Origin of the sequence: Pseudomonas sp. R45(2017), assembly GCF_002112305.1 — a bacterium.
GTDB classification, from domain to species: domain Bacteria; phylum Pseudomonadota; class Gammaproteobacteria; order Pseudomonadales; family Pseudomonadaceae; genus Aquipseudomonas; species Aquipseudomonas paraglycinae.
Genome location: NZ_NEHH01000016.1, coordinates 57814 through 81478, shown reverse-complemented (window position 1 = coordinate 81478; position 23665 = coordinate 57814). Strand labels below are relative to the sequence as shown.

Here is a 23665-nt window from a genome sequence, read left to right as displayed (position 1 = left end):
CCGCCACCCCCACCGTTTCCACCGCCGCCGCCACCGCCGCTTCCTCCACCACCACCACTTCCCCCTTCCTTGGCCTGAACACTCGACACCCCGGACAGGTTGTCCGGAATCAGTACGGTAGACGCCGACAGGACTGCGCCGATGGCCATTGCGAGCACGAGCTTTTGAATGTGCATATCGTTCTCCGTCTTTGTTGTCTTGATTGGGAACGTGGATGTGGCTTGTTGCGTGTGATCCGACCCGTTCCCGAGGTCAGTGGATACTCGAAGCCAGTTCGAAGATCGGGATGTACATCAGGATCACGATCACCCCGATCAACAGGCCGATGAAAGTCATGAGCAGCGGTTCGAACAACCGCACGAACCACTCGATCCAGCGGCTGATTTCCTCGTCGTAGAAATCAGCGCTGCGTTCCATCATTTGCCCGAGGTTGCCGGACTGTTCGCCGGCGCGCAGCAGGCGCAGGGACACGGGCGTCACCAGACGGTTGAGCTCCAGCGCAGTGGACAACGACTGCCCCTCGCGCACCCGCTCGCAGGCCTGATCGAGCCGTGCTCGCGAGGCCACGGTGAGCAGGCCGCGCACCATGCCCATGGCCGTCACCAGCGGAATCCCGCCTTGCAGCAGAATCCCCAGCGACCGGTAAAACCGCGCCAGCTCATACATGAAAATTCGCTGGTGCACGGCGGGCAGTTTCTCCACCAGCCGATCCAGCCCACGGCGAAACGCCGGTTGTTTTTGCAGCACGGCGAGGGCGATGACGATTGTCGCCAACAGGCCGAAAAACTCACCCTGATGGGCGTGAAGAAACATGCCACTGCTCATCAGTATCTGCGACAGCCACGGCAGATTCGAGCCCAGCCCTTCGAACACCAGGCTGAAGCGCGGCACCACGTAACCCATCAGAAACAGCACCACGCCACCGCCGACCACCAACAACAAAAGCGGGTAGATCGAGGCGCTGACGATCTTCTGCCGCACTTCGTCCATGCGCTGGCGATAGCTCACGTAACGGCCCAGCGCATCACCAACCGCGCCGGTCTTCTCGCTGGACTGTACCAGCGCCACGTACAACGGCGGGAACACCGCCGACAACTGGCCGAGCGCCTGGGAGAACGATTTGCCCTCGTACAGCAGCCGCACCAGCTCGCTCAAGGTTTTGCGGGCGGCGGGGGCGGTTTCTTTTTCGGCCAGGCTCTCCAGCGCATCGATCAGCGGCAGGCCGGCGTTGAGCAGGGTGGTCAGTTCCTGGCTGAACAGCACCAGGTTGAAGGTCTCGCGCTTGCTCAGGCGCAACGAACGCCAGTGGCGCTCGGCGTGCAGGCTGACCACACGCAAGCCCTGATCCTCGGCGATGCGCCGCGCTTCGCTCTGGCCGGGCGCCTCGACGCTCAGCGACACCACCCCGGCCTTGCCCACTGCTTTGAGTTGAAATCGCATGCCGTGAGCTCCGCTTATTGCCAGTTGGTGACTTCGGCGTTTTCGCCCTCGCCGCCGGGCTGGCCGTCCTTGCCCATCGAGAGCAGGTCGTACTCGCTGTTTTCGCCGGGATAGCGGTAGGTGTAATTACGCCCCCACGGATCCTGCGGCAGTTTTTTCTGCAAGTACGGGCCCGTCCATTTGGCTTCGTCGCTCGGTGCGGTCACCAGCGCCTGCAAGCCCTGTTCGGTGGACGGGTAATGGCCGACCTCCAGTCGATAGAGATCCAGCGCCTTGCTCAGGCCTTCGATCTGCGCCTTGGCGACCTTCACCTCGGAACGCCCCAGCTGGGCGAAATATTTGGGCGCGACGATCCCGGCCAACAGGCCGAGCACCACCAGCACCACGAGCAATTCGAGCAGGGTGAAACCGCGTTGGGCGCGCGGACGAAAATGCAGCTTCATGATGACCTCCCGTGAGTGGCAGCCGTGTCGCCGAAAGGGCTTATGCAATTGCCATGCTCAGCCCCCGATAAATTCTGTGGTCGGGCTGAAGCCCTTGTATTACGGGCTTTTCAAGATTCGGCACAGTGCTTGCGTACGGCTGATCAACGACGGGTCAGTGGGGCATTTCCCCCAATTTTTCGGGGCCTGTCAGGGGAGGCCCAATGATCCATTCATTCACTGCAGGACTGCTCGGCTGCGTGCTGTCGGTTGGTGCCGCGCAAGCCGATGTCTTCGTTTCCATGGATGCCAAGGGCAGCTACGTGCTGTCCAACGTCCACCGTCCCGGACGCACCTACGAGCGGGTGATCCGCGAAGCCGATGCGCCACTGGTCAGCCTTGACCGGCAACCGCAATTGATCGCCAACCAGCCCTACGCGGAGCTGGTGTCAGCGGCGGCCAGCGCCAATCACCTGCCCGAAGCCTTGCTGCACGCGGTGATCAAGTCCGAATCCAACTACAACCCCGGCGCCACCTCGCCCAAGGGCGCCGGCGGACTGATGCAATTGATGCCCGACACCGCCCGCGAGCTGGGGGTGAAAGACGTCTACGACCCCAAGGCCAACATCCAGGGCGGGGCCAAATACCTCAAGCGCCTGATGACCCTGTTCGACAACGACATCGCCCTGGCCGTGGCGGCTTACAACGCCGGGCCGGACGCGGTGCTCAGCCGCGGCCGGGTGATTCCGCCCTTCGCCGAAACCCAGCGCTATGTCCCGAGCGTGCTGCGTCAGTACCGGCGCCTGCAGGGGCTGGCGGTGGATGCGCCGTTGTAAAGCTTTTTTTGAAAATCCAGCCCCGGCTTTCCCCACTATCGGGGCAAACCGATGGCCCCGGAAAAGTGGGGAATCGGGTGGGGAATATCCCCCGGGTTCTCAAGTGGTTTGTGTAACTGATTGAGATGAAAAGCAATTTTTTGTGGCACGCGGATTGCTCCAAGGGGTTTATCGAGAATCGTTCCCTGTGAGCACCCACTACGAGGTTTCCGATCATGGTTGGCATTCACCACGCACCGCCCCTGTTGAACTGGCTGCTGTTGCTGGTCTCGATGCTCAGCGTCGAACTGGCCAGCGCCGCCGTGCGCTGCGAGCGCAATCTGGTGGCCAATGTAGTCGCCTTCGATCAACCGCTGATGTTCAACCGCCTCGGTGCGCAGAATGCCAACGGCATGATGTACGCGCTGCGCCGCGACGTGGTCGATGACCATGACGTCTCGCTGGCCTATGGCGGCAGCGCGGTGCCGGGCAAGGTCTCGCTGCGTGCGGACAAGCGTCCACGGCCGCTGGTGCTGCGGGTGGCCGCCGGTGATTGCCTGACGATCAACCTGCAGAACCTGCTCGATTACCAGGCCAACCCGAACAAGCATTTCGAAGGGCCTGAAGGCGAGGAGGGCACCGTGAACCCCGGTGGCGCCGATGCCTTCAAGGTCGACGAGCAGGTAGCCGACCGCCATGTCGGTTTCCAGGTCAACGGCCTGCAAGCGGTGAACAGCATCGACGACATTTCCTCCTACACCGGGCGCAACGCCAACACCCTGGTGCCGCCGGGCGCGAGCCGTTCGTACGTGCTGTACGCCGAGCGCGAAGGGGCGTTTGCCGTCAGCAGCCGTGGCGCGACATTCGGCGGGGAAGGCGCGGCCGGCAACACCGCCAATGGCCTGTTCGGCCAGGTCGTGGTGGTGCCGAAGTCGGGACGCACCTATCGCAACACCCTCACTGAAGAAGAAATGCGTCTGGCGACCACCGGCCGTACACCGGCCGGTCACCCGATCGTCGATTACCAGGCCCGCTACCCGCAGCGCGAACCGTGGCTGCGTGAAGGCAAGGCCGGCACGCCGATCATCAGCATGGTCGACGGCAACGAAATCATCTCCAGCGAAAGCGACGCCATCGTCATGGGCAGCAACGCCGATGGCAGTTTTGCGCCCAGCACCTATCCGCTGGAATCTGTAGGCAAACGCAACCCGGCGATCCCCAACCGCCTCGAGCCGTTTCGCGATTTCGCCTCGCAGTTCCAGGACGAAACCGCCGCCACCCAGGCATTCCCCGCCTACTGGGCCGACCCGGTCATGGCCCATGTGCTGGAGCCGACCCGCGACTCGTTCATGATCAACTACGGTTCCGGGGGCATGGGCGCTGAAGTGGTCGCCAACCGCCTCGGCGTAGGGCCGATGCACGATTGCCTGTCGTGCGCCTACGAAGAATTCTTCCTCAGCTCGCACACCGTCGGCGACGTGGCGATGCTGGTGGACGTGCCGGCCAACACCGGGCTTGAGAACATCGCCCCCGGCCAGACACCGAGCGCCGATCAGGTCGGCGTCAAGGCCACCATGGCCCTGTATCCCTCGGAGCCTTCGAACGTCAACCACAGCTACATCGGTGACTTCGTCAAATTCCGCAACACCCATAACGGCCACGAACAGCACATCTTCCACCTGCACGGCCACCAGTGGCTGTTCAACCCCAACGACGACAACTCCGATTACGTCGACGCTCAAGGCATCGGTCCGGGCGCCGGCTATACCTACGAAATCGCCAACGGCGGCTCCGGTAACCGCAACCGGGTGGCCGGCGATGCGATCTATCACTGCCACTTTTACCCGCATTTCGCCCAGGGCATGTGGTCGATGTGGCGGGTGCACGATGTGTTCGAAGAAGGCACCCGGCTGGAAGTCTCGCAACAGGGCGCCGATGGTTATCACAGCGAACCTTACGCCCTGCGCAGCGGTAAACCGGCTGCCGGTGCCCGCGCCTTGCCGGATGGCGAGATCATTGCCGGCACGCCGATTCCTGCCGTCGTGCCGCTGCCCGGCAAAGCCATGGCGCCGATGCCGGGCAAAGTGGTGGTGGTGCCGAAAATCGGCGAAACCCTGGTCGCCGGCCACGATGACGACGATGAGGAAGAAGAGGGCGATGACGACGGCGAACACCACGGCGGTAATGGTGGTTCGCAAGCCATTGGATCACTGGCACTGGTTGATCGCAGCGAAGCCAACCGCAACGCCGACGGCAGCCTGAAAAACCCTGGCTATCCGTTCTGGATCGGCGGCATGGAAAGTTCGGTGGGTCAGCGTCCGCCAACCCCACCGCTGGACATGCTCGACGCCGCCACCGCGCAATCGTTGAAAGCCAGCGGCAAAGCGCTGTGGGCCAACCTCGACCCGAATCAGTCCGGCGGCTGGGACGGCGGCTTGCAGCGTCACACCCTCGATGGTGTATCAGCAGGAGGCGAAGCGCACACCGTGACCACCTCGCTGGACTTCTCCAAGGAAGTCACCCGCGCCAAACCGATTTACCTGCCCGAAGAGGGCACTGAAGTGGAACAGGCCGCGATGGCGTTCCACGCGAAAAAGGATCACCCAAGCTTTGCCTTGCTGCCCGGCAATCAGATCGTGGCCAAGGCCTTCCGCACCAACGGCGCCTTGCCGATTGCCGGCGCGCCTTACTACGAACCGTGCATGGACGACCGGCAAAAACGCCTGACCAGCAGCGCCGGCACCGGCGAATTCGCCAGTGGCGACCGGCTGGACGGCATGTCCTTTGTCGGCGCCTCGACCTTCACCGCCGACCGGCCACGGATCTACAAGGCCGCCAACATTCAGTTCGACGCGGTGTACAACAAGGTCGGTTATCACTTCCCGCAAGCCCGGATTCTGGCGCTGTGGGAAGACGCCTGGCCGGTGATCACCAAGCAGCGTCCGCCAGAGCCGCTGGTGATGCGCATGAACACCTTCGACTGCGTGCAATACCAGCAAACCAACCTGGTGCCCGCCACCTACGAGATGGACGACTATCAGGTGCGCACGCCGACCGACGTGATCGGCCAGCACATTCACCTGCCGAAGTGGGACCTGACGGCCGCCGACGGTTCCTCCAACGGCTGGAACTACGAGGACGGCGTGCTCTCCCCAGGCGCTGTTCAGGAACGCATTCACGCGATCCGTGAATTCAACCAGTGCGAAGGCACCGACCCGCGCGACGGCACCCAGGCCTGCCCGAAAGCCAAGGCGCATCCGTTCTTCGGTCAGTTCGGGCGCAGTGACTGGATGGGCGCGCGCACGGCCATGCAACGCTGGTTCGTCGACCCGGTGGTCAACGCCAAGGGCGTGGATCGGGGGCTGGGCACCATCTTCACCCACGACCACCTCGGCCCATCGACTCACCAGCAGATCGGCCTGTATGCCACGGTGCTGGCGGAACCGGCCGGTTCCACCTGGTTCCACGCCGAAACCGGCGAGCCTCTGTACAGCGGCGCGCGGCAGGACGGCGGGCCGACCTCGTGGCAGGCGGTGATCAACACCGGCGACCTCGACGGCGACGGCAAGAACGACAGCTTCCGTGAGTTCTTCCTCGAATACAGCGACTTCCAACACGCCTATGAAGCCGGTGTGTACGTGGGCGCCGGCCCCAACGGCGTGCCGAATCCGCAAGCCTTCCCGGCCACCGCCGACAGCTTCCGCTACGCGATCAACCCGCCGGTGCGCAACAACGCCAGCACCCTTCTTGAAGGCGTGCTGGAAGTGCAGGGCGGTCAGGTGCCGGGCTGCCCGAGCCGGCCTTGCCCGCAAGCGATCTCCGTGGATGATCCGGGCATGTTCGTCGTCAACTATCGCAACGAGCCGCTGGCCCTGCGGGTCTACGATCCGAACAAGGTCGGCCCGGACGGCAAGCGCGGCATGCAGGCTGACGGCCTCGGCGGCGATCTGGCGTACGCCATGCAAAGCCGTACCGACCGCGCGATCCCGGCGATGAACCTGGCACCGAACCTGGTGACGGCCGCCACCGGCCCGACTGGCGGCACCACCCTGTTCCCGCCGCACATCAACAAGGGCGGCAGCGAGCCGGGCGATCCGTTCACCCCGATGCTGCGCACCTACACCGGCGACAACGTGCGTCTGCGGGTGCATGCCGGCGGCCACGAGGAAGAGCACAACGTCACCCTGCACGGCGTGAAGTGGCTGCAGAGCGGTTCCGGTTTCGGCAACAGCTCCAACTCCGGCTGGCGCGCCTCGCAGATGATCGGCATCTCCGAACAGATGGGCTTCATCGCACCGGTGTCGATGCTGTCCAGCTCTGCGGCGACCACCGGTGACTATCTGTACTCGATGGACGCTTCGATCGAAGGCTACTGGAGCGGGATCTGGGGCGTGATGCGCAACTACACGGCCAAACGCAATGACCTGTTCGCCATCCCCAACAACCCGAGTCCGGCGGGCATGCGCAACACCGTGGCGTTCGAAGGCAGTTGCCCACGGATCAGCGCCAACCCCAACGGCATCGGCACCCGGCCGACGGTGCAGCGCAACTATGAAGTGGTCGCCGCGCTGGCCAACGACATCCTCGGCAATTCGCTGGGCCTGAGCATCGGCGATTCGGCCGGGCTCGGTCAGCATGTCGGCGGGCCGCTGAATCCGGCGGGCGGAACCCTGGTGCTGAACTCGCGCACGGTGAGCATTCCGCAAGTCACGGTGACTGATCCTGAGGACGGCGAGACCATCACCATCGGTGGCCAGAGCGGGCCGCTGCATGATCCGACGGCGATCCTGTACGTGCGCAAATCCGACCTCGATCCGGTCAGCGGCAAGCTCAAACCCGGCATTCCGGTCGAACCGCTGGTGCTGCGCGCAGCGGCCGGGGACTGCATCAACATCACCCTGGAAAACCGTCTGCCGAGCGTGATGCCCGACCTGACCCAGACCGCCGTGATGCAAGGCATCGTCAAACGTGATCGCAACAGCGGCCTCGGCTCGACCACTTTCAGCAATAACCTGATGCGGCCGTCCAGCCATGTGGGGCTGCACGCGCAACTGCTGGCCTATGACATCACCAAATCCGACGGTGCCAACGTCGGCGCCAACCCGATCCAGACCGTGCCACCACGGGTGGGCAGCAGCGGCGCCTACCCGACCCGAACCTATCAGTACTACGCCGGGCACCTGGAACGTGAAGGCAAACCAGTCACGCAACTGGGCCGCAGTGTCGACAACATCAACGCCACGGCCGTGGAGTTCGGTGGCCTGAACTTCACCCCGGCGGATGTGATCAAGCAACCGCAAAAAGGCCTGGGTGGGGCGATGAGCATCCTGCCGATCGGCGCGACCTGGGTCGACGATGCGCGCAAGGTCAACGCCACGGTCACCGCGCCGGGGCAGACGACTTACCGCGACTTCGCGATGGTCTGGCACAAGGCGCTGAACACCCGCTGGGCCAATGGCCGGCCGGTGGAAGGCATCGCTGCCGAGGGCTTCGGTGTACCGACCGATCCGCAGGACAACTCGAGCATGGCCATCAACTACAAGACCGAACCGCTGTGGTATCGCTTCGGCCTCGCTCCGGACGCGCCGTTCGGCCGTGCTGATGGCGCGGGTTACGGCGACATGACCAACGCGCACATGGCCTACAGCAATGCGCTGGTGGGGGGCGATCCGCAGACGCCGGTGCTGTATGCCAAACCGGGCCAGCCGTTCCGTACGCACATCCTGATGCCGAGCGGCGGCAGTCGCGGCACGACGTTCCAGCTCGACGGACACGTCTGGTCGCTCAACCCGTTCCAGGCCGAGAAGAGCGACACCGGCGGCTACCCGATGGGCACGCCGGGCGTGGGTTCGGTGCGCTTCGGCTACAACCCGATGTCGATGTACATCGGCGCTCACGAAAGCATCCTGCCGGCGGCGCACTTCAGCTTCATGATCCCGAGCGCCGGGGGCAGCAACGCGATACCGGGGGACTACCTGTTCCGCGATTACGGCGCCTATGGCAACACCTCGGGGCTGTGGGGATTGCTGCGGGTGACCAATGAGCCGGAGCCGGCGCCGCCTGCTCAGTAGCTGGAATGCGATGGATCGGTGAGTGCAAAAACCTGTGGGAGCTGGCTTGCCAGCGATTGGCAGCAACTCGGTTCTGGATGGTGTGGCTGAAGCCGCCATCGCTGGCAAGCCAGCTCCCACAGGGGACGGCGGTGTTTCGGAAAATGTGTCAGGGGAGAGCGACATGAACAGGATCATCAACATCATCGGCGTCTGCCTGCTGGCGATGGCCGGCGCACTGCTCACGCTGAGCGAGATTGCCCTGGCGCAAACCGGCGCAGGCCAGGTGCTGACCCGCGACGGCGTGTCGATCGCCTTCGATCTGAAGCCGCTGGCCAGCGACGGTCAGTTGCGTGAGGGCGAGTTCGCCGACGTGCAGTTTCGCGTCACCGACGGTGCGTCCGGCCAGCCGTTGTCCGGTGTGGCGCCGGGGGCGTGGATCGATCCGCAAGCCGTCGCCGCCGATCAGGCCCAGGGCCGTGACCAGAGCTGCAAGTCGCGGGTCGGTATGTTCCTCAAATCCAACATCGGCGCGCGGCCGCTGCTCGACCTCAACAGCTATTTCCTGCTGGTGATGAACCGCGATGCCAGCGTTTCGGTGGTCGATCCGTCAGTCTCGGTCGGCGGTATCACCAGCACCCTGGCGCGGATCGAACTCAAGCAGTCGCCGATGGACTGGGTCACGCCCAGGGACAACAAAAAGGTCTTCGTGTCGATGCCGACGGCGGGGGAAGTGGCGGTGATCGACAGCGAGCAATTCAAGGTGCTCGACTCGGTGGCCGCCGGCAGCCAACCGGTGCGGGTCGCGCTGCAACCGGACGAGCGTCTGCTGTGGGTCGGCAACAACGCGAGCAAGGCTGAAGAGTCCGGCGTTACGGTGATCGACACCCAGAGCCTCAAACCGCTGAAACACCTGGCGACCGGGCGCGGCCACCACGAGATCACGTTCAGCAAGGACAGCCGTTTCGCCTTCGTCAGCAACCGCGACGACGGCACCCTGAGCGTCATCGACGTCGCCAGCCTGAGCCTGGTGCAACAGGTCAAGACCGGCTCCAGCCCGTTGTCGGTGGCGTACTCGCCGCTGTCCGGCGCGGTGTACGTGGCCGACGGCAAGGACGGCACCGTCACCGTGATCGACAGCAACAGCCGCGCCGTACGCCGGGTGATCAAGCTGCAGCAGGGCCTCGGCCCGATGGACTTCAGCGCCGACGGCCGTTTTGGCGTGGTGCTGAACACGCTGGAAAACCGCGCCACGGTGATCGACGCGGCCAACGATTCGGCGATCCATGATCTGGAGGTTTCAGCCGAACCCTATCAAGTGGTGTTCACCCAGGCCTATGCCTACGTGCGCGGACTGGCCTCGCCAAAAGTCACCATGATCAACCTGTCTTCGCTGGGCGAAGGGCGTCAGCCGATTACTCAGGGTTTCGAAGCCGGGCCGCAGCCGCCACGGCTGGCCGGGGATCTGCCGCTGGCGTCGAGCCTCGCGGTATCGCGCGATGACAACGCGGTGTTCGTGGTCAACCCGGTGGACAACACCACCTATTTCTACGCCGAAGGCATGAACGCGCCAATGTCCGGTTACCCCAACCGGGGGCAAATCGCCCGCGCCGCGCTGGTGATCGACCGCAGCCTGCGCGAAGTGTCGCCGGGGCTGTACAGCGCCCGAGTGAAATTGCCGGCGGCGGGGCGCTTCGACGTGGCGTTCCTGCTCAACCAGCCGAACATCATTCATTGCTTCACCGCGCAGGTGGCGTCCGACGGCGCGCCGGAAAAACACCTGGGCGCGGCAAAAGTCGAGTTCTTGTTGGACAAGACCGCCGTGGCCCTCAACGACCCCTACGTGGTGCGCTTTCGCATCGTCCAGGGCAAACAGAAGATCCAGCGCAGCGGCGTGACCGACGTGCAGTTGCGTTACTTCCTCGCGCCGACTTCCCGGCCCCGTGAAGTGGCCGCACGGGAAGTCGCCGACGGCGTGTACGAAGCGCCGGTGACCCTCGACCGCAGCGGCGCCTGGTACCTGCACGTGCGCGCGGCCTCGCTGGGCGCGGGTTTCGACGACAAGACATTTGCCAGTGTCCGGGTGCTGCCCGGCCAGACTCAGTGATGAGGAAAAGACCATGAACCGATTTGCATCCCGTGGCCTGCTGACCCTGTGCCTGTTGGCCGTCGGTATCCAGCAGGCCAGCGCCCACTCGGCGGACGAGCATGCCGGCCACACCGCACCGGCCGCCAACAGCCAGGAGCACGCCCAGGTCAAGTTCGCCGACGTGCCGCTGCTCGACCAGAACGGCAAGACCGTGCACCTGGAACAGGATCTGGTGCACAACAAGATCGTCGTCATGAGTTTCATCTACACCAGCTGCACCACGGTTTGCCCGGTGGTCTCGTCGATCATGGGCAAGGTGCAGAAACAGCTCGGTGCCCGGGTCGGCGCGGAAGTGCAGCTGGTGTCGATCAGCATCGACCCGCAGCGCGACGACCCGAAACGCTTGCAGGATTACGCCCGCACCTTCCAGAAAGGCCCGGGCTGGAGCTGGCTCACCGGTTCGCCGCAATCGATCACCGCCACCCTCAAGGGCCTCGGCAGTTTCAGCGGCGACGTCAAGAATCACCAGCCGCTGATCCTCGTCGGTGACGGCAACAGCCGCCACTGGACGCGCTATTACGGCTTCACCGACCCGGCACTGCTGGCCAAGGAAGTCGAGAAACTCAGCGGCCTGCGCACCCACGCCAAACACACCGCGATTGCCATGGAGCAACAACCATGAGAACCCTGGACTGGATCACCCTGACGGTGTGTTTCTGGATTTTCAGCGCCATGGCCCTGGCCCACGAAGGCCACGAACAACCGGCACCGGCAACGACAACGACCAGCGCTGCGCCCGCACCGGTCAAAGGCACCCACGACGCGAAAACCTGGTTCACCGACACGCCGCTGCTGGATCAGAACGGCGACGTCCAGCGTTTCTACAGCGATGCACTGCACAACCGCGTGGTGCTGCTCAACGTGATTTTCACCAGTTGCAATGACGCCTGCCCGCTGATCACCCGCAAGCTCAAGGAAGTCCGCGAGTTGCTGGGCGACAAGGCCGACGGCATCACCTTCATTTCCCTTACCAGTGATCCGCTGCGCGATACGCCGGCGGTGCTCAAGGCTTACACCTTGAAGCAGGGCGCCGATGACCCTCACTGGCTTTTCCTCACCGGCGACAAGGCGCAGATGGACCTGGTGCTGGGCCGCATCGGTCAGATCGTGCCGACGCCCGAGCAGCACTCGACCCAGTTGATCGTCGGCGATGTGGCCAACAAACGCTGGAGCAAAATCCGTCCCGACGCCCCGGCCGCCGCCATTGCCCAGCGCTTGCAGCTGCTGACAATGCCCGTGGCCGGCCGCTGAGTCCGCGCCATGAACCTCGGCCGCGTCCTCGCCCTGATCCTGCTCGCTGGCGTCAGCCTCGGCGCGGCCGCGTTGCCGCTGACCGATGAAGAAAGCGCCGGCAAGCGCCTGTACCGCGAAGGCCTGTCCGCCAGCGGCGAGCCGATCATGGCGCGGGTCGGCGCGGCGGACGTGTTGCTGCCGGCCACCAGCCTGCCGTGCGCCAACTGCCACGGCGCCGATGGTCTCGGCCGACCCGAAGGCGGGGTGCGTCCGCCGGAACTGAACTGGTCGCGGCTGACCAGCATCCACGGTCAGCAACAGATCAATGGCCGCAACTACCCGGCCTACACCGACAGCAGTCTGGCGCGGGTGATCCAGCAGGGCCGCGACCCCGGCAACAATCGCCTCGACCCGAGCATGCCGCGCTTCCTGTTGTCGATGAAGGATCAGCGCAATCTCACGGCTTACCTCAAACGCCTGGCCGATGACCGCGATCCGGGGCTCGATGACCAGACCTTGCATTTGGGCACCTTGCTGCCCAGCCAGGGGCCACTGGCCGAGGAGGGCGCTACCATCGCGGCGGTGCTCAACGGCAGCGTTGCGCGGATCAATCAGGCCGGCGGCATTCACGGTCGGCAGTTGCGCCTGACCGTGGCCGATCCCGGCCCGGATCGCGCCAGCGCCGAACAGGCCCTGCAACGGCTGATCGAGGAAGAGCAAGTCTTTGCCCTGATTGCACCGCTGGCCCCGGCGCTGGACAGCGAACTGGCGCCTCGTCTGGAGCAGTCCGGCGTGCCGCTGATCGGGGCCCTGTCGTTGCTCGGCCCGGTGCAGGCCAGCCCACAGATTTTCGAGCCGCTGCCGGGCCTGCGCGAGCAACTGATCGCGCTGGCCGATTACGCCACCGCCAGTTTGCGAGTGCTGCAAGGGCCGACGCTGATTGCCTATCCCGATGACCCGGCCCAGGTGCTGGCGGCACAGGTCCTCGGCCAATATCTACAGGATCACGGCTGGGAAAAAGTCCATCTGCAGGCCTACGACCCGGCGGCGGACAGCTTGCCGCTGGGCTCGCGCTCAGTGTTCTACCTCGGTAGCGGCGGAGGTTTCAGTCGGCTGGCGGCCGGATTGCAGAATGCCGGGCAGGTGCCGTACCTGTTTGCTGCGTCGAGCCAGGTGGCGGGGGATTTGTTGCAGGTGCCGGAGGGTTTTTCCCGGCGGGTGTTTCTGGCGTATCCGTTCGTGCCCAGCGACTGGACCCAGGCCGGGCGCATGGCGCTGACGCTGTTGCGCGAGCATCAAGGCCTCGGCGCCCAGCACGCGGTGCTGCAAGTCGGCGCCTACGCCTCGATGCTGTTGTTCAGCGAAGGCATGAAGCAGGCCGGCCGCGATGCCAGCCGCGAAAAACTGGTGGCGGCGCTCGAAGGCCTGCACGACTTCGACACCGGCCTGACCCCGCGCCTGAGCTTCGGCCCTGGCCGACGATTGGGCCTGAGCGGGGCGCACGTGGTCACCGTTGACTTGCCCGACCAGCGTTTTTATCTGGTCGCTCCCTACAAACCGATTATTGCCACGCCCTGACCGGAGGCCCTGATCATGAAGCTCAAAACCCTGTGTTGGCTGCTGACAGGCTGGTTGTCGGTGGGAATGGCGAACAATGAACCGGTGGCTGCGCGGGTCAACGGCGAGGCGATTTCCGAGTTTCGCCTGGAACGTTTTTTTGCCGAGTACCTGGAAGATCAGGGCCGCGCCGTGGCGAGTATTCGCAACCCCAAGGCCTATAAGCAACTGCGTCAGGCCGCGCTGGACACGTTGATCGACAAGGAACTGCTCTGGCAGGAATCGCGCAAGCGCGGGGTGAAGATCAATGAGCAAACGGTGCGCGACCAGGTCGAACGGACTCGTACCGCCATCGGTGGCACCGACAAATTCCACCAGCGTTTGCAGGACGCCGGTTTCGACGAAGCCTCGTTCACCGAGTACACCCATCGTGAGCTGGCGGCGCAGCGGATGTTTGCCGAACTGACTAAAGTCCAGGCCCCGGACGAGCAAACGGTGCGGGCGTTTTTTGAGGAACACCGCGCTGAAATGGGCGCGCCGGAGCAGGTGCAGGCCCGGCACATTCTGATCAAGGTTGCCGGCGATGCCGATGCCGCCACGGTTGAAGCGGCGCGGCTACGCTTAGAAGAGTTGCGCGCAGCTATCGTAGGGGGGCAAACCTTTGCTAGCGTCGCGCAATCGGGATCGGAAGATGTCACCGCCAGCCAGGGCGGGGACCTGGGGTATTTCGCCCGTGGGCAAATGGTGCCGGCGTTTGAAACGGCGGCGTTTGCCCTCAAGCCTGGTGAAGTCAGCGAAGCGGTGCGCACACCGTTCGGCTGGCATTTGATCTTTGTCGAGAACCACAAGGAGGCGGCCGATGTCCCAGAGGAGCAAGGGCTGGAAACAGTCAGGGCGTACCTCGCCCGACAGCAACAGACCCAGGCTCGTCGTCAGGTGCTCGCGCAATTACGGGCAGAGAACAGGATCGAACGAATTGACGACGACTGAAGGTTCCCCCCCAATAGTGGGGAATGGCTTCGATGCCCATTCAGGTGCTTCCCCGTTTCTGGGGAACGGGGTACCGGGACGAGCGGGCATTTCCATTCAATTCAAGGACATGAAGACAAAAAATTACCGGCATTCAGCCTGGCATGAAGTGTGCGTTACCTCTTGTGAGGCGCACTCCAGCAGGTTCGGGTCATTGAATTTCAATTGCCGGCACTTGAGGTTTCAGGGAGTCCACCTTGGTTAACAAAGTACTGGTTGTCGAAGACGAACAGCTGCTTGCACAGAACCTTCAGGATTATCTGTCGGCGCAAGGGCTGGAAGTCCGGATTGCACATGACGGCGCAGAGGGAATCGGCCAGGCCGAGACTTTCGCCCCCGACGTGCTGGTGTTCGATTACCGCTTGCCCGATATGGAAGGGTTCGAGGTGCTCGACGCGGTCCGCCAGAACAGGACGTGTCATTTCGTGCTGATAACGGGTCACCCGACCGCTGAAGTCTGTGAGCGGGCGCGGCAACTGGGGGTCAGTCACATCCTGTTCAAACCGTTTCCTTTGGCGGAACTTGCCCGAGCTGTCTGCGACCTTCTGGGGATCCAGCGCGAAGCGAAACCCGGTGCGAGCCCATCCGAAGGCTTTGTCGAACGACGCCAGAGCAGGACCGAGAGCTTCCCGTTGCAGTTGTACGATGGCAGTTGGGTGCTGGCGGACCGCCGACGAAACCGGTCGGAGGTCATGGCACCGGACGACGATCAAATGCTCACCGGGGAGTAATGGCGCGATAGACGTTCCGGCACTCGCCGAATTCGCCTCCCGCGCCGTCAGGGCCTCAAGCCCCGGGTGTTGGAGAGCAAGCCATGGATCGTCTGTCCGTTGTCGTCGAACCGCTGTCGGTCAATCCTCCACAGGAGGCACAGACCCCGCCACGCTTTTCCAGTGAGCAACTGGCCCAGGCCCGGGCACGGGCCACCACGTCCGGGGAACGGGTGCTCGACGCACTGGCCGTGCTCTGTGAACTGGCGCCGATGCCGTTCATTGCCAGCCTCGGCGCCACCCTGCATTACCCGGTGCTCGACACCGACACGCTGTTTCTGGCGAGCCCGGTGTTCGACCGGGTCACCCTCGCGCAATGCCTCAAACGTGAATTCATCCTGCTGCGCCACAACGACGAAGTCATCGGCGTGTTCGCCGACCCCTTCGACACCGCGCGCCTGGCCTGGATCGACGAATGCCTGCACGGCGCGCCGCTGTATCTGGTGCACGCCGATGACCTCAAGGCCTATCTGGCCCGCCACGAAGAAAGCTTCCACGCGGTCGAATCGCTCAACGCCCAGACCGACGCCGGCAGCGAGACCGACACCCTGCAAAGCCTGTCGCTGACCAGCATCAGCGAAGACTCGAGCGTGGTGGTGAAACTGGTCAACTCGACCCTGTACGACGCGCTGAAAATGCACGCCAGCGACATCCACCTCGGCACCACCGGCCAGGGCCTGGTGATCAAGTACCGGATCGACGGCGTGCTGAACAACATCGGCAAGATCCAGGGCAGCGAGTTCGCCGAGCAGGTGATTTCGCGGGTCAAGGTCATGGCCGAGCTGGACATCGGCGAAAAACGCGTGCCCCAGGACGGTCGCTTCAAGATCGGCATCAGCGGCCGGCAGATCGACTTCCGGGTGTCGATCATGCCGAGCATCTTCGGTGAAGACGCGGTGCTGCGGGTGCTGGACAAACAGGACCTGGCCGACAAGGTCTGCGGCGTGCAACTGCAAGCGCTGGGCTTTGAAGACGAAACCCTGCGCCAGTTGCGTCGCCTCGCCGCCGAACCCTACGGCATGGTGCTGGTGACCGGCCCCACCGGCAGCGGCAAGACCACCACGCTGTACGCGATGATCACCGAGATCAACCACGGCGTGGACAAGATCATCACCATCGAAGACCCGGTGGAATATCAGCTGCCCGGCGTGCTGCAAATCCCGGTCAACGAGAAAAAAGGCCTGACCTTCGCCCGTGGCCTGCGCTCGATCCTGCGTCACGACCCGGACAAGATCATGGTCGGCGAGATCCGCGACCCGGACACCGCGCAGATCGCCGTGCAATCGGCGCTCACCGGTCACCTCGTATTCACCACCATCCACGCCAACAACGTGTTCGACGTGATCGGTCGTTTTACCCAGATGGAAATCGACCCCTACAGCCTGGTCTCGGCGCTCAACGCGATTCTTGCCCAGCGTCTGATCCGGCTGGTGTGCAGCAGTTGCAGCACGCCGGTCAACCCGAGCGATGAAGAGCTGCGCGCTTCGGGCCTCGACCCACAGAAAGTCGATCACTACCACTTCGTCCACGGCAAGGGCTGCGGCCACTGCCGGGGCAGCGGCTATCGCGGCCGCACGGCGATTGCCGAGCTGCTGCACCTGGACGACGAGCTGCGGCAAATGATCGTCGAGCGCCAACCCATCACCCAGATCAAAGCCCTGGCCTGCGCCCGTGGTTTGCGCCTGTTGCGCGAATCGGCGTTGGAGCTGGTGGAGCACGGTCGGACCACGCTGGAGGAGATCAATCGTGTCACTTTTATCGCGTGATCAATTCATCGCCGTGCTCGGCGCCAGCGGTGTCGGCCTCGGCCAGCGCCGGGGCAGCGACACCCTGTGGCTGGGCAGCGTCGGCTACATCGACGAAGGCTTTCAGAGCTACGCGGTGGCGCTGGACACCCTCGACCGTCTGCTCGGCGAACACACCCGTGCCGGTGCCGAGCTGAGCGTGGTGATCTCCGGCCACTTCAGCCGTTTCTGCCTGGTGCCGTGGAGCGAGCAGATCAGCAGCCCTGACGAACTGCGCGGCTTCGCCCAACTGTGCTTCGAAGACCTGTTCGGCGCACCGACCCAACCGTGGAGCCTGGTGCTGTCGGCCGAGCCGGCCGGGCATGACCGGATCGCCAGTGCCTTGCCGCAGGATTTGCTGGAACGCCTGCGCACGCTGGTTACGGGGCGCGGTCTGCGCCTGCGTTCGGTGCAGCCGTACCTGATGACTGCGTTCAACCGCTTCGACAAAAGCCTCGATGCCGGCGACTTCCTGTTCATCGTCGCCGAACCGCAACGCAGCGTGTTGCTGCTGGCAAGGGAAGGGCGCTGGTCGTCGGTGCGTTCGGTGGGCGGCAGCGACAGCGATGCGGCACTCAGCGCGTTGATCGGTCGCGAACGGCAACTGCAAGCCTCCACCAGCGAACGCGCCTTCAACGTTTATCTGCACGCCCCGGCGCGCCTCGATGCGCAACCGGATGTGGCGGGGGTGCACCTGCGCACCCTCGAAGACAACTCGATGACCGTGCGTGACGCCTTGTACGTCATGTCCCGGGCGGTGGCCTGACATGCGCGCCTTGAACCTCGACTTCCAGCCACGTCCGCGTTCCGGCCCGTTGGGCTGGAGCCTGCTCGGCGGCGGTGTGTTGCTCGCGCTGGTGTGCTTCGGCGTGCAACAGCACCTCGGCGATCAGGCCGAACAACAGCAGGGTCACCTGCAGCACACCCAGCGCCAACTCACCGGCGACAGCGGCAGCAAGACAACGCTGAGCCCGGCGGAAACCCGCGAGCAGGCGCAGAACCTCGCCGAAATGCGCAAGGTCTCGCAGCAACTGCGCCGGCCCTGGGAACGCCTGTTCGCCATGCTCGAAGCCATGCCGCGCGACGACATCGCCTTGCTGACCCTGACCCCGGATGCGCGCAAGGGCCAGGTACGGATCAGCGCCGAAGCCCGCGATCTGCAAGCGATGCTGGATTTCCACAAACGGCTGGAGGCCAGTGACGAGCTGTCCGACGTGTCGCTGCTGAGCCACGAAATCGTCGTCAAATCGCCGGAGCAACCGGTGCAATTCAACCTGTCGGCGACCTGGGAGATAGGCGATGCGAATCCCTAGACTGATCGTTCACGAATACCTGCAAGGCCTCGGCGTTCCGGGCCTGGCCGGTCTGGCACTGCTGCTGGTCACGCTGGCCTGGGCACTCGGCGGCTTGCTGCCGGGCTGGCAATCGCTGCAACAGCTCAGCCAGCAAACCCAGGAAGCCACCGAGTACCTGGCCAAGGTCGAGGACGGCAGCATCGCGCCGCCCGTGGTGCCGCAACGTCAGCTGGATGATTTTCGCAACAAGCTGCCGGCCCAGCCGCAAGCCACTGTCGCCATCGACCGCATCTACGCCCTGGCCGCGCAGGAACACATCACCCTGGCGCGCGGCGAATACGCCCTCGGCGTCGATCCCAAGACCCATCTGGCGCGCTACCAGATCCTGTTGCCGGTGCGCGGCAGCTATCCGCAGCTGCGCCGTTTCCTGCACGCCTTGCTCGGCCAGTTGCCGGCGGTGGTGGTGGAAGACGTCGAGTTTCAACGCAAGAAGATTGCCGACACCGACCTCAGCGGCCGGATCCGTATGACCCTCTACCTGTCGAGGTCGTGATGGACACCAAACGCATAACCGGCTGGGTGGCGTTCTTCGGCGTGGCGGCGGCGCTGGCCTGGTTGCCGGAATATTTCTCGCCGAGCGACGAGGCGGATTCGACCGAAGTCGCCGTGGCCAGCCCGACGAAAGCCACCGCCCGTGGCGCCTTGCCCGCCAGCAGCGCCAAGGCGAATGCAGCGCCGATCAAGGACCTGAGCCCGGCCGGCGACCTGTTTGCGAGCAAATCCTGGAAGGCCGCGCCGACCCTGGCGACGGTCACCGAACAAGCGATCAACCCGACCCCGGTGGTGCAAGCCCCGAGCCTGCCACCGGTGCCGTTTCAGTTCGTCGGCAGGCTGCATGACCGCAGCGACCTGCAGGTGTTCTTGCAGGACGGCGAGAAAATCTACGTCGTGCGCAGCGGGGATGTGATCGACGACACCTGGAAGATTGCGGCGATTTCCGATGTGGAACTGAGCCTGGTCTACCTGCCTTTGCATTTGTCGCAGACCTTGTCTGTGGGGAGTACGCAATGAACAGATCCCGTTTGCTGATGAGCCTCGGCCTGTGTGCCGGGCTGGCCGCGTGCAGTTCCGCGCAGGTCGCCAACAAGGAAGCCGCCGACCTGATCGATCAGGGGCAGTACGAGGCGGGCCTGGCCCGGATCGAGGAAGGCTTGCGGGAAAATCCGCGCGACACCGAGCTGCACCTGCTGCTCAACAGCGGCCGGGCCAAGGCGATCACCGCGCTGCTGACCTCCGGCGACACCGACCGCGCCCGTCGCGATTTCGCTTCGGCCCGCACCGCCTACAGCCGGGTGCTGACCATCGAGCCGAACAACCGCCGCGCCCAGGATGCCCTGCGCCAGCTCGACTACCTGCGCAGCATGGACGAGAAGCTGGAACTGGCCCGTGGCGACCTGCGCCGGGGCGACATCTACGGCGCCGACCGTCAGGTCAAACAGATCCTCGAACTCGACCCGAAAAACGATGGCGCGCTGGAGCTGCAAGGCAACATCCGTCTGGTGCAGAGCCGCAACGTGATCCAGTACCCGCAACTGCGCACCCGGCTCGATCGCCCGGTGACCCTGGAATTTCGCGACGCCAACCTCAAGACCATTTTCGAAGTGCTGTCGCAGGTTGCCGGCCTGAATTTCATCTTCGACAAGGACCTGCGTCCGGACATGAAAGCCACGATCTTCGTGCGTGACGTGCGCATCGAAGACGCCGTGCAACTGCTGTTGCAACAGAACCAACTGCACCAGAAAGTGGTGAACGAAAACACCTTGCTGATCTTTCCGGACTCGCCGCAGAAGCTGAAGGATTACCAAGAGCTGGTGATGCGCACCTTCTACCTGACCAGCATCGACGCCAACACCGCGCTGAACATGATCAAGACCATGCTCAAGACCCGCGACGTGTTCGTCGACGAACGCCTGAACACCCTGACCATGCGCGACACCGAAGACGCCGTGCGCATGGCCGAGAAACTCCTGCAATCGCAAGACCAGTCCAACCCCGAAGTGGTGCTGGAAGTGGAAGTGATGGAAGTTGCCACCCAGCGGATTCTCGACTTGGGTCTGCAATGGCCGAACACCTTCGGCGTGGTCAACAGCGACGGTTCGGCGGTGACCATTCTCGATCAACTGAAGGGCATCAACTCCAGCCGGATTTCGATCTCGCCGTCGCCGCAAGCCAAGATCAATGCGCAGGACAACGACATCAACACCCTGGCCAGCCCGGTGATCCGCGTCAGCAACCGCGAACAGGCGCGCATCCACATCGGTCAGCGCGTGCCGATCATCAGCGCCACCTCGGTGCCTTCGACTCAAGGCCCGGTGATCACCGAAAGCGTCACCTACCTCGACGTCGGTCTGAAGCTCGAAGTGCAACCGACCGTGCACCTGAACAACGAAGTGGCAATCAAGATTGCTCTGGAAGTGAGTAACGCCACGCCGCTGGAGCCGACTCGCCAAGGGACGATCCCGGTGCAGGTCGACACCCGCAACGCCCAGACTTCACTGCGCCTGCATGACGGCGAAACCCAGATCCTCGCCGGCCTGATGCGCAACGACCACGGCGCCACCGGCAACAAGATCCCGGGCCTCGGCGACATTCCGGGTCTGGGCCGGTTGTTCGGCAGCAACAAGGACACCATCGGCAAATCGGAACTGGTGCTCTCGATCACCCCACGGATCGTGCGCAACCTGCCGTACCAGAGCCCGTCGGACATGGAGTTCCCGACCGGCACCGAAACCAGCATGCACATCCAGGCGCCGGACCGTTCGCAGAACTACACCATGCCAGCGCCTGCCGCGCAGCCTCGTGCAGTCGGTGAAGCGGCCGTGGCCACCACCCGTGTAACCGTCGAGAAGCCTTGATCATGAACGCCTCCCAACGCGGTTTTACCTTGATCGAAGTCGTGGTGACGCTGGCCCTGATCGGCCTGCTGGCCGGCATGGCCGCGCCGCTGACCGAGACCCTGGTACGGCGTGGCAAGGAGCAGGAACTGCGCACCGCGCTGTATCAGATTCGCGATGGCATCGACGCCTACAAGCGTGCCTTCGATGCCGGCTACATCGAGAAATCCCTGAACAGCAGCGGCTATCCGCCGAACCTGAAAGTGCTGGTCGAAGGCGTGCGCGACGTGCGCAGTGCCAAGGGGGCGAAGTTCTACTTTCTGCGCCGGATACCGCGGGATCCGCTGGTGCCGGCCAAACGTGACGACAACGGCGGTTGGGGCCTGCGGGCCTACAACAGTTCGGCCCAGAACCCGCGCGATGGCGAAGACGTGTTCGACGTCTACTCCCTTGCCAGGGGCCGTGGCCTCAACGGCATCGCGTACCGCGAGTGGTGATTCTCATGCGCCGGGAGAAGGGTTTTACCTTGCTCGAGCTGATGGTGGTGATGGCGATCATCGCGACCCTGATGACCATCGCCTTGCCACGCTACTTCAACAGCCTCGAGGCCTCCAAAGAGACCACGTTGCACCAGAGCCTGTCGGCCATGCGCGAGGCGCTGGATCACTACTACGGCGACACCGGGCGCTATCCCGATTCCATCGAGCAACTGGTGGAGATGCGTTACCTGCGCAACGCGCCGCTGGACCCGATCACCGAACGCAATGACCAATGGGTGCTGATCGCTCCACCGGACGGTGTGGCGGGCGGCGTCGCCGACATCAAGAGCGGAGCTACCGGGAGGGCGCGTGATGGCAGCCAGTATTCCGAGTGGTAAGCACGTGGAGCAGGGTGGGTTCACCTACCTGGGCGTGCTGTTCCTGATCGTGATCATGGGCATGGGCCTGGCCAGTGCCGGCGAGTTGTGGTCGACCGTGTCGCGCCGCGATCGCGAGAAGCAACTGCTGTGGGTCGGCACCCAGTACGCCCAGGCGCTGCGCAGCTACTACCGCAGTTCGCCTGGCCTGGCGCAGTACCCGAAAGAGCTGGTCGACCTGTTGCAGGACGAACGTTTTCCGGAAGCCCGCCACCATCTGCGCCAGCTCTACCCGGACCCGATCGGCGGCGGCGAATGGGCCCTGCAGCGGGGTTTCGACGGACGCATTACCGGCATCAACAGTGCCTCCACCGAGGTGCCGTTGAAGCAGGCGGACTTCCCGTCGCAGTGGTCGGATTTCGAAGGCATGCAGCGTTATTCGGACTGGCAGTTCGTGGCCGAGAAAGCCTTTCTTGATGGCACCAACGGTCCTGCAAAAGGCCAGTCAGCGCTGCCGCAGGCGTTGCAGCCATGAGCCGGAAATGGTGGTGCGCGTTGATCCTCACGGCTGTGGCGTCTTTCGCCAGCGCCGGCGAGGAAGACGAAATGATGGGCTTCATCGTCGACGACACGATCTCGCACATCGGCCACGACTTTTACTACTCGTTCAGCGAGCGCCTGCGCGACACCAGCCGCATGGATTTCAACCTGGTGGTGCGCGAGCGCCCCGACGCGCGCTGGGGGAGCCTTGTGACCGTCGAGTATCAACAACGCCTGGTGTATCGGCGCTTCCTGCCGCCGAACACCGTGGAACTGAAGGACGAGGCCTACGAGGCCGCCGACTCGGTTCGACTGGAGGTCGTCCGGCGCAAGCTGGAAGCCTTGTTGCAGGACACCACCGACCTTGAGAAGGACGAACTATGAACACGACAACGTTCTCACGGCGCAGCGGATTCTGGATCTCGGGGTTGTTGATCGGGCTTGCCAGCGCCGCTGCCGTCCAGGCCACCGAACTGGTCTACACGCCGGTCAACCCGTCGTTCGGCGGCAACCCGCTCAACGGCACCTGGCTGCTCAACAACGCCCAGGCGCAAAACGACCACGACGATCCGGACCTCAAGAAACGCTCGACGGTGGCCGGCACTTCGGCACTTGAACGGTTCACCAGTCAATTGCAGTCACGGTTGCTGGGGCAACTGCTGGACAACATCTCCACCGGCAACACGGGGAGCCTGTCCACCGACGCTTTTATCGTCAACGTCGTTGATGACTCGGGGGCTCTCACGATCGAGGTGACCGACCGAGCGAGCGGCGAAGTTTCCGAAATTCAGGTGAACGGCCTCAACCCATGACGGGATGACGGTTCCGGGG

At 64.0% G+C, this 23665-nt stretch carries 21 protein-coding genes; 19 read left to right on the top strand and 2 right to left on the bottom strand.

Annotated features, from left to right (window positions below):
* Positions 1 to 252: 252 nt before the first annotated feature.
* A complete protein-coding gene (locus tag CAF74_RS27710; protein WP_007956102.1) occupies positions 253 to 1440 on the bottom strand; it encodes a type II secretion system F family protein in 1188 nt (395 codons plus the stop codon).
* 14 nt (positions 1441 to 1454) lie between these two features.
* Positions 1455 to 1883, bottom strand: a complete 429-nt coding sequence (gene gspG / locus CAF74_RS27705) for a type II secretion system major pseudopilin GspG (RefSeq protein ID WP_007956107.1) — start codon at positions 1881 to 1883, stop codon at positions 1455 to 1457.
* A gap of 203 nt (positions 1884 to 2086) precedes the next feature.
* Here gspG and CAF74_RS27700 point away from each other — a divergent pair, with 203 nt between their 5' ends.
* From CAF74_RS27700 to CAF74_RS27610, 19 genes are all read left to right on the top strand, one after another.
* Positions 2087 to 2698, top strand: a complete 612-nt coding sequence (locus CAF74_RS27700; protein WP_085613420.1) for a lytic transglycosylase domain-containing protein — start codon at positions 2087 to 2089, stop codon at positions 2696 to 2698.
* 215 nt (positions 2699 to 2913) lie between these two features.
* On the top strand, positions 2914 to 8748 hold the full coding sequence (gene mnxG / locus CAF74_RS27695; protein ID WP_085748473.1) for a manganese-oxidizing multicopper oxidase MnxG: 5835 nt from the start codon (positions 2914 to 2916) through the stop codon (positions 8746 to 8748).
* A gap of 163 nt (positions 8749 to 8911) precedes the next feature.
* Complete coding sequence (locus CAF74_RS27690) at positions 8912 to 10834, top strand: YncE family protein (RefSeq protein ID WP_085748472.1); 1923 nt, start codon at positions 8912 to 8914, stop codon at positions 10832 to 10834.
* Between the two features lie 13 nt (positions 10835 to 10847).
* Positions 10848 to 11498, top strand: a complete 651-nt coding sequence (locus tag CAF74_RS27685; protein ID WP_085748471.1) for an SCO family protein — start codon at positions 10848 to 10850, stop codon at positions 11496 to 11498.
* A complete protein-coding gene (locus tag CAF74_RS27680) occupies positions 11495 to 12127 on the top strand; it encodes an SCO family protein (protein WP_085748470.1) in 633 nt (210 codons plus the stop codon). The genes CAF74_RS27685 and CAF74_RS27680 overlap by 4 nt, the downstream gene beginning before the upstream one ends.
* Before the next feature lie 9 nt (positions 12128 to 12136).
* A complete protein-coding gene (locus CAF74_RS27675) occupies positions 12137 to 13687 on the top strand; it encodes an ABC transporter substrate-binding protein (protein WP_085748469.1) in 1551 nt (516 codons plus the stop codon).
* 15 nt (positions 13688 to 13702) lie between these two features.
* The gene (locus CAF74_RS27670) at positions 13703 to 14656 is read left to right on the top strand and encodes a peptidylprolyl isomerase (RefSeq protein WP_085748468.1); all 954 of its coding nucleotides are present in this window, start codon (positions 13703 to 13705) and stop codon (positions 14654 to 14656) included.
* A gap of 236 nt (positions 14657 to 14892) precedes the next feature.
* On the top strand, positions 14893 to 15426 hold the full coding sequence (locus tag CAF74_RS27665; RefSeq protein ID WP_085748467.1) for a response regulator: 534 nt from the start codon (positions 14893 to 14895) through the stop codon (positions 15424 to 15426).
* Between the two features lie 83 nt (positions 15427 to 15509).
* A complete protein-coding gene (locus CAF74_RS27660; RefSeq protein WP_085748466.1) occupies positions 15510 to 17231 on the top strand; it encodes a GspE/PulE family protein in 1722 nt (573 codons plus the stop codon).
* A complete protein-coding gene (locus CAF74_RS27655) occupies positions 17212 to 18015 on the top strand; it encodes a hypothetical protein (RefSeq protein ID WP_085607712.1) in 804 nt (267 codons plus the stop codon). The genes CAF74_RS27660 and CAF74_RS27655 overlap by 20 nt, the downstream gene beginning before the upstream one ends.
* A 1-nt stretch (position 18016) precedes the next feature.
* Positions 18017 to 18562: a PilN domain-containing protein gene (locus tag CAF74_RS27650; protein WP_007956129.1), complete on the top strand. Its 546-nt coding sequence runs from the start codon at positions 18017 to 18019 to the stop codon at positions 18560 to 18562.
* Entirely contained in the window at positions 18549 to 19097 is a 549-nt protein-coding gene (locus CAF74_RS27645; protein WP_011333432.1) for a GspMb/PilO family protein, read from the top strand. Before CAF74_RS27650 ends, CAF74_RS27645 begins: the two co-directional genes overlap by 14 nt.
* Entirely contained in the window at positions 19097 to 19615 is a 519-nt protein-coding gene (locus CAF74_RS27640; RefSeq protein WP_085748465.1) for a hypothetical protein, read from the top strand. Before CAF74_RS27645 ends, CAF74_RS27640 begins: the two co-directional genes overlap by 1 nt.
* Positions 19612 to 21459 carry a secretin N-terminal domain-containing protein gene (locus tag CAF74_RS27635; RefSeq protein ID WP_039769039.1) on the top strand — a complete coding sequence of 616 codons (1848 nt, stop codon included), beginning with the start codon at positions 19612 to 19614 and terminating at the stop codon, positions 21457 to 21459. Before CAF74_RS27640 ends, CAF74_RS27635 begins: the two co-directional genes overlap by 4 nt.
* A 2-nt stretch (positions 21460 to 21461) precedes the next feature.
* The gene (locus CAF74_RS27630; RefSeq protein WP_064378909.1) at positions 21462 to 21935 is read left to right on the top strand and encodes a type II secretion system protein; all 474 of its coding nucleotides are present in this window, start codon (positions 21462 to 21464) and stop codon (positions 21933 to 21935) included.
* A 5-nt stretch (positions 21936 to 21940) separates the two neighbouring features.
* Complete coding sequence (locus tag CAF74_RS27625) at positions 21941 to 22315, top strand: type II secretion system protein (protein ID WP_011333435.1); 375 nt, start codon at positions 21941 to 21943, stop codon at positions 22313 to 22315.
* Entirely contained in the window at positions 22290 to 22829 is a 540-nt protein-coding gene (locus tag CAF74_RS27620; protein ID WP_007956138.1) for a type II secretion system protein, read from the top strand. Before CAF74_RS27625 ends, CAF74_RS27620 begins: the two co-directional genes overlap by 26 nt.
* Positions 22826 to 23218, top strand: coding sequence for a curli production assembly/transport protein CsgE (csgE, locus tag CAF74_RS27615; protein WP_085748464.1), 393 nt, complete (start codon positions 22826 to 22828; stop codon positions 23216 to 23218). The genes CAF74_RS27620 and csgE overlap by 4 nt, the downstream gene beginning before the upstream one ends.
* Positions 23215 to 23646, top strand: a complete 432-nt coding sequence (locus CAF74_RS27610; protein ID WP_007956141.1) for a curli assembly protein CsgF — start codon at positions 23215 to 23217, stop codon at positions 23644 to 23646. The genes csgE and CAF74_RS27610 overlap by 4 nt, the downstream gene beginning before the upstream one ends.
* Positions 23647 to 23665: the final 19 nt, after the last annotated feature.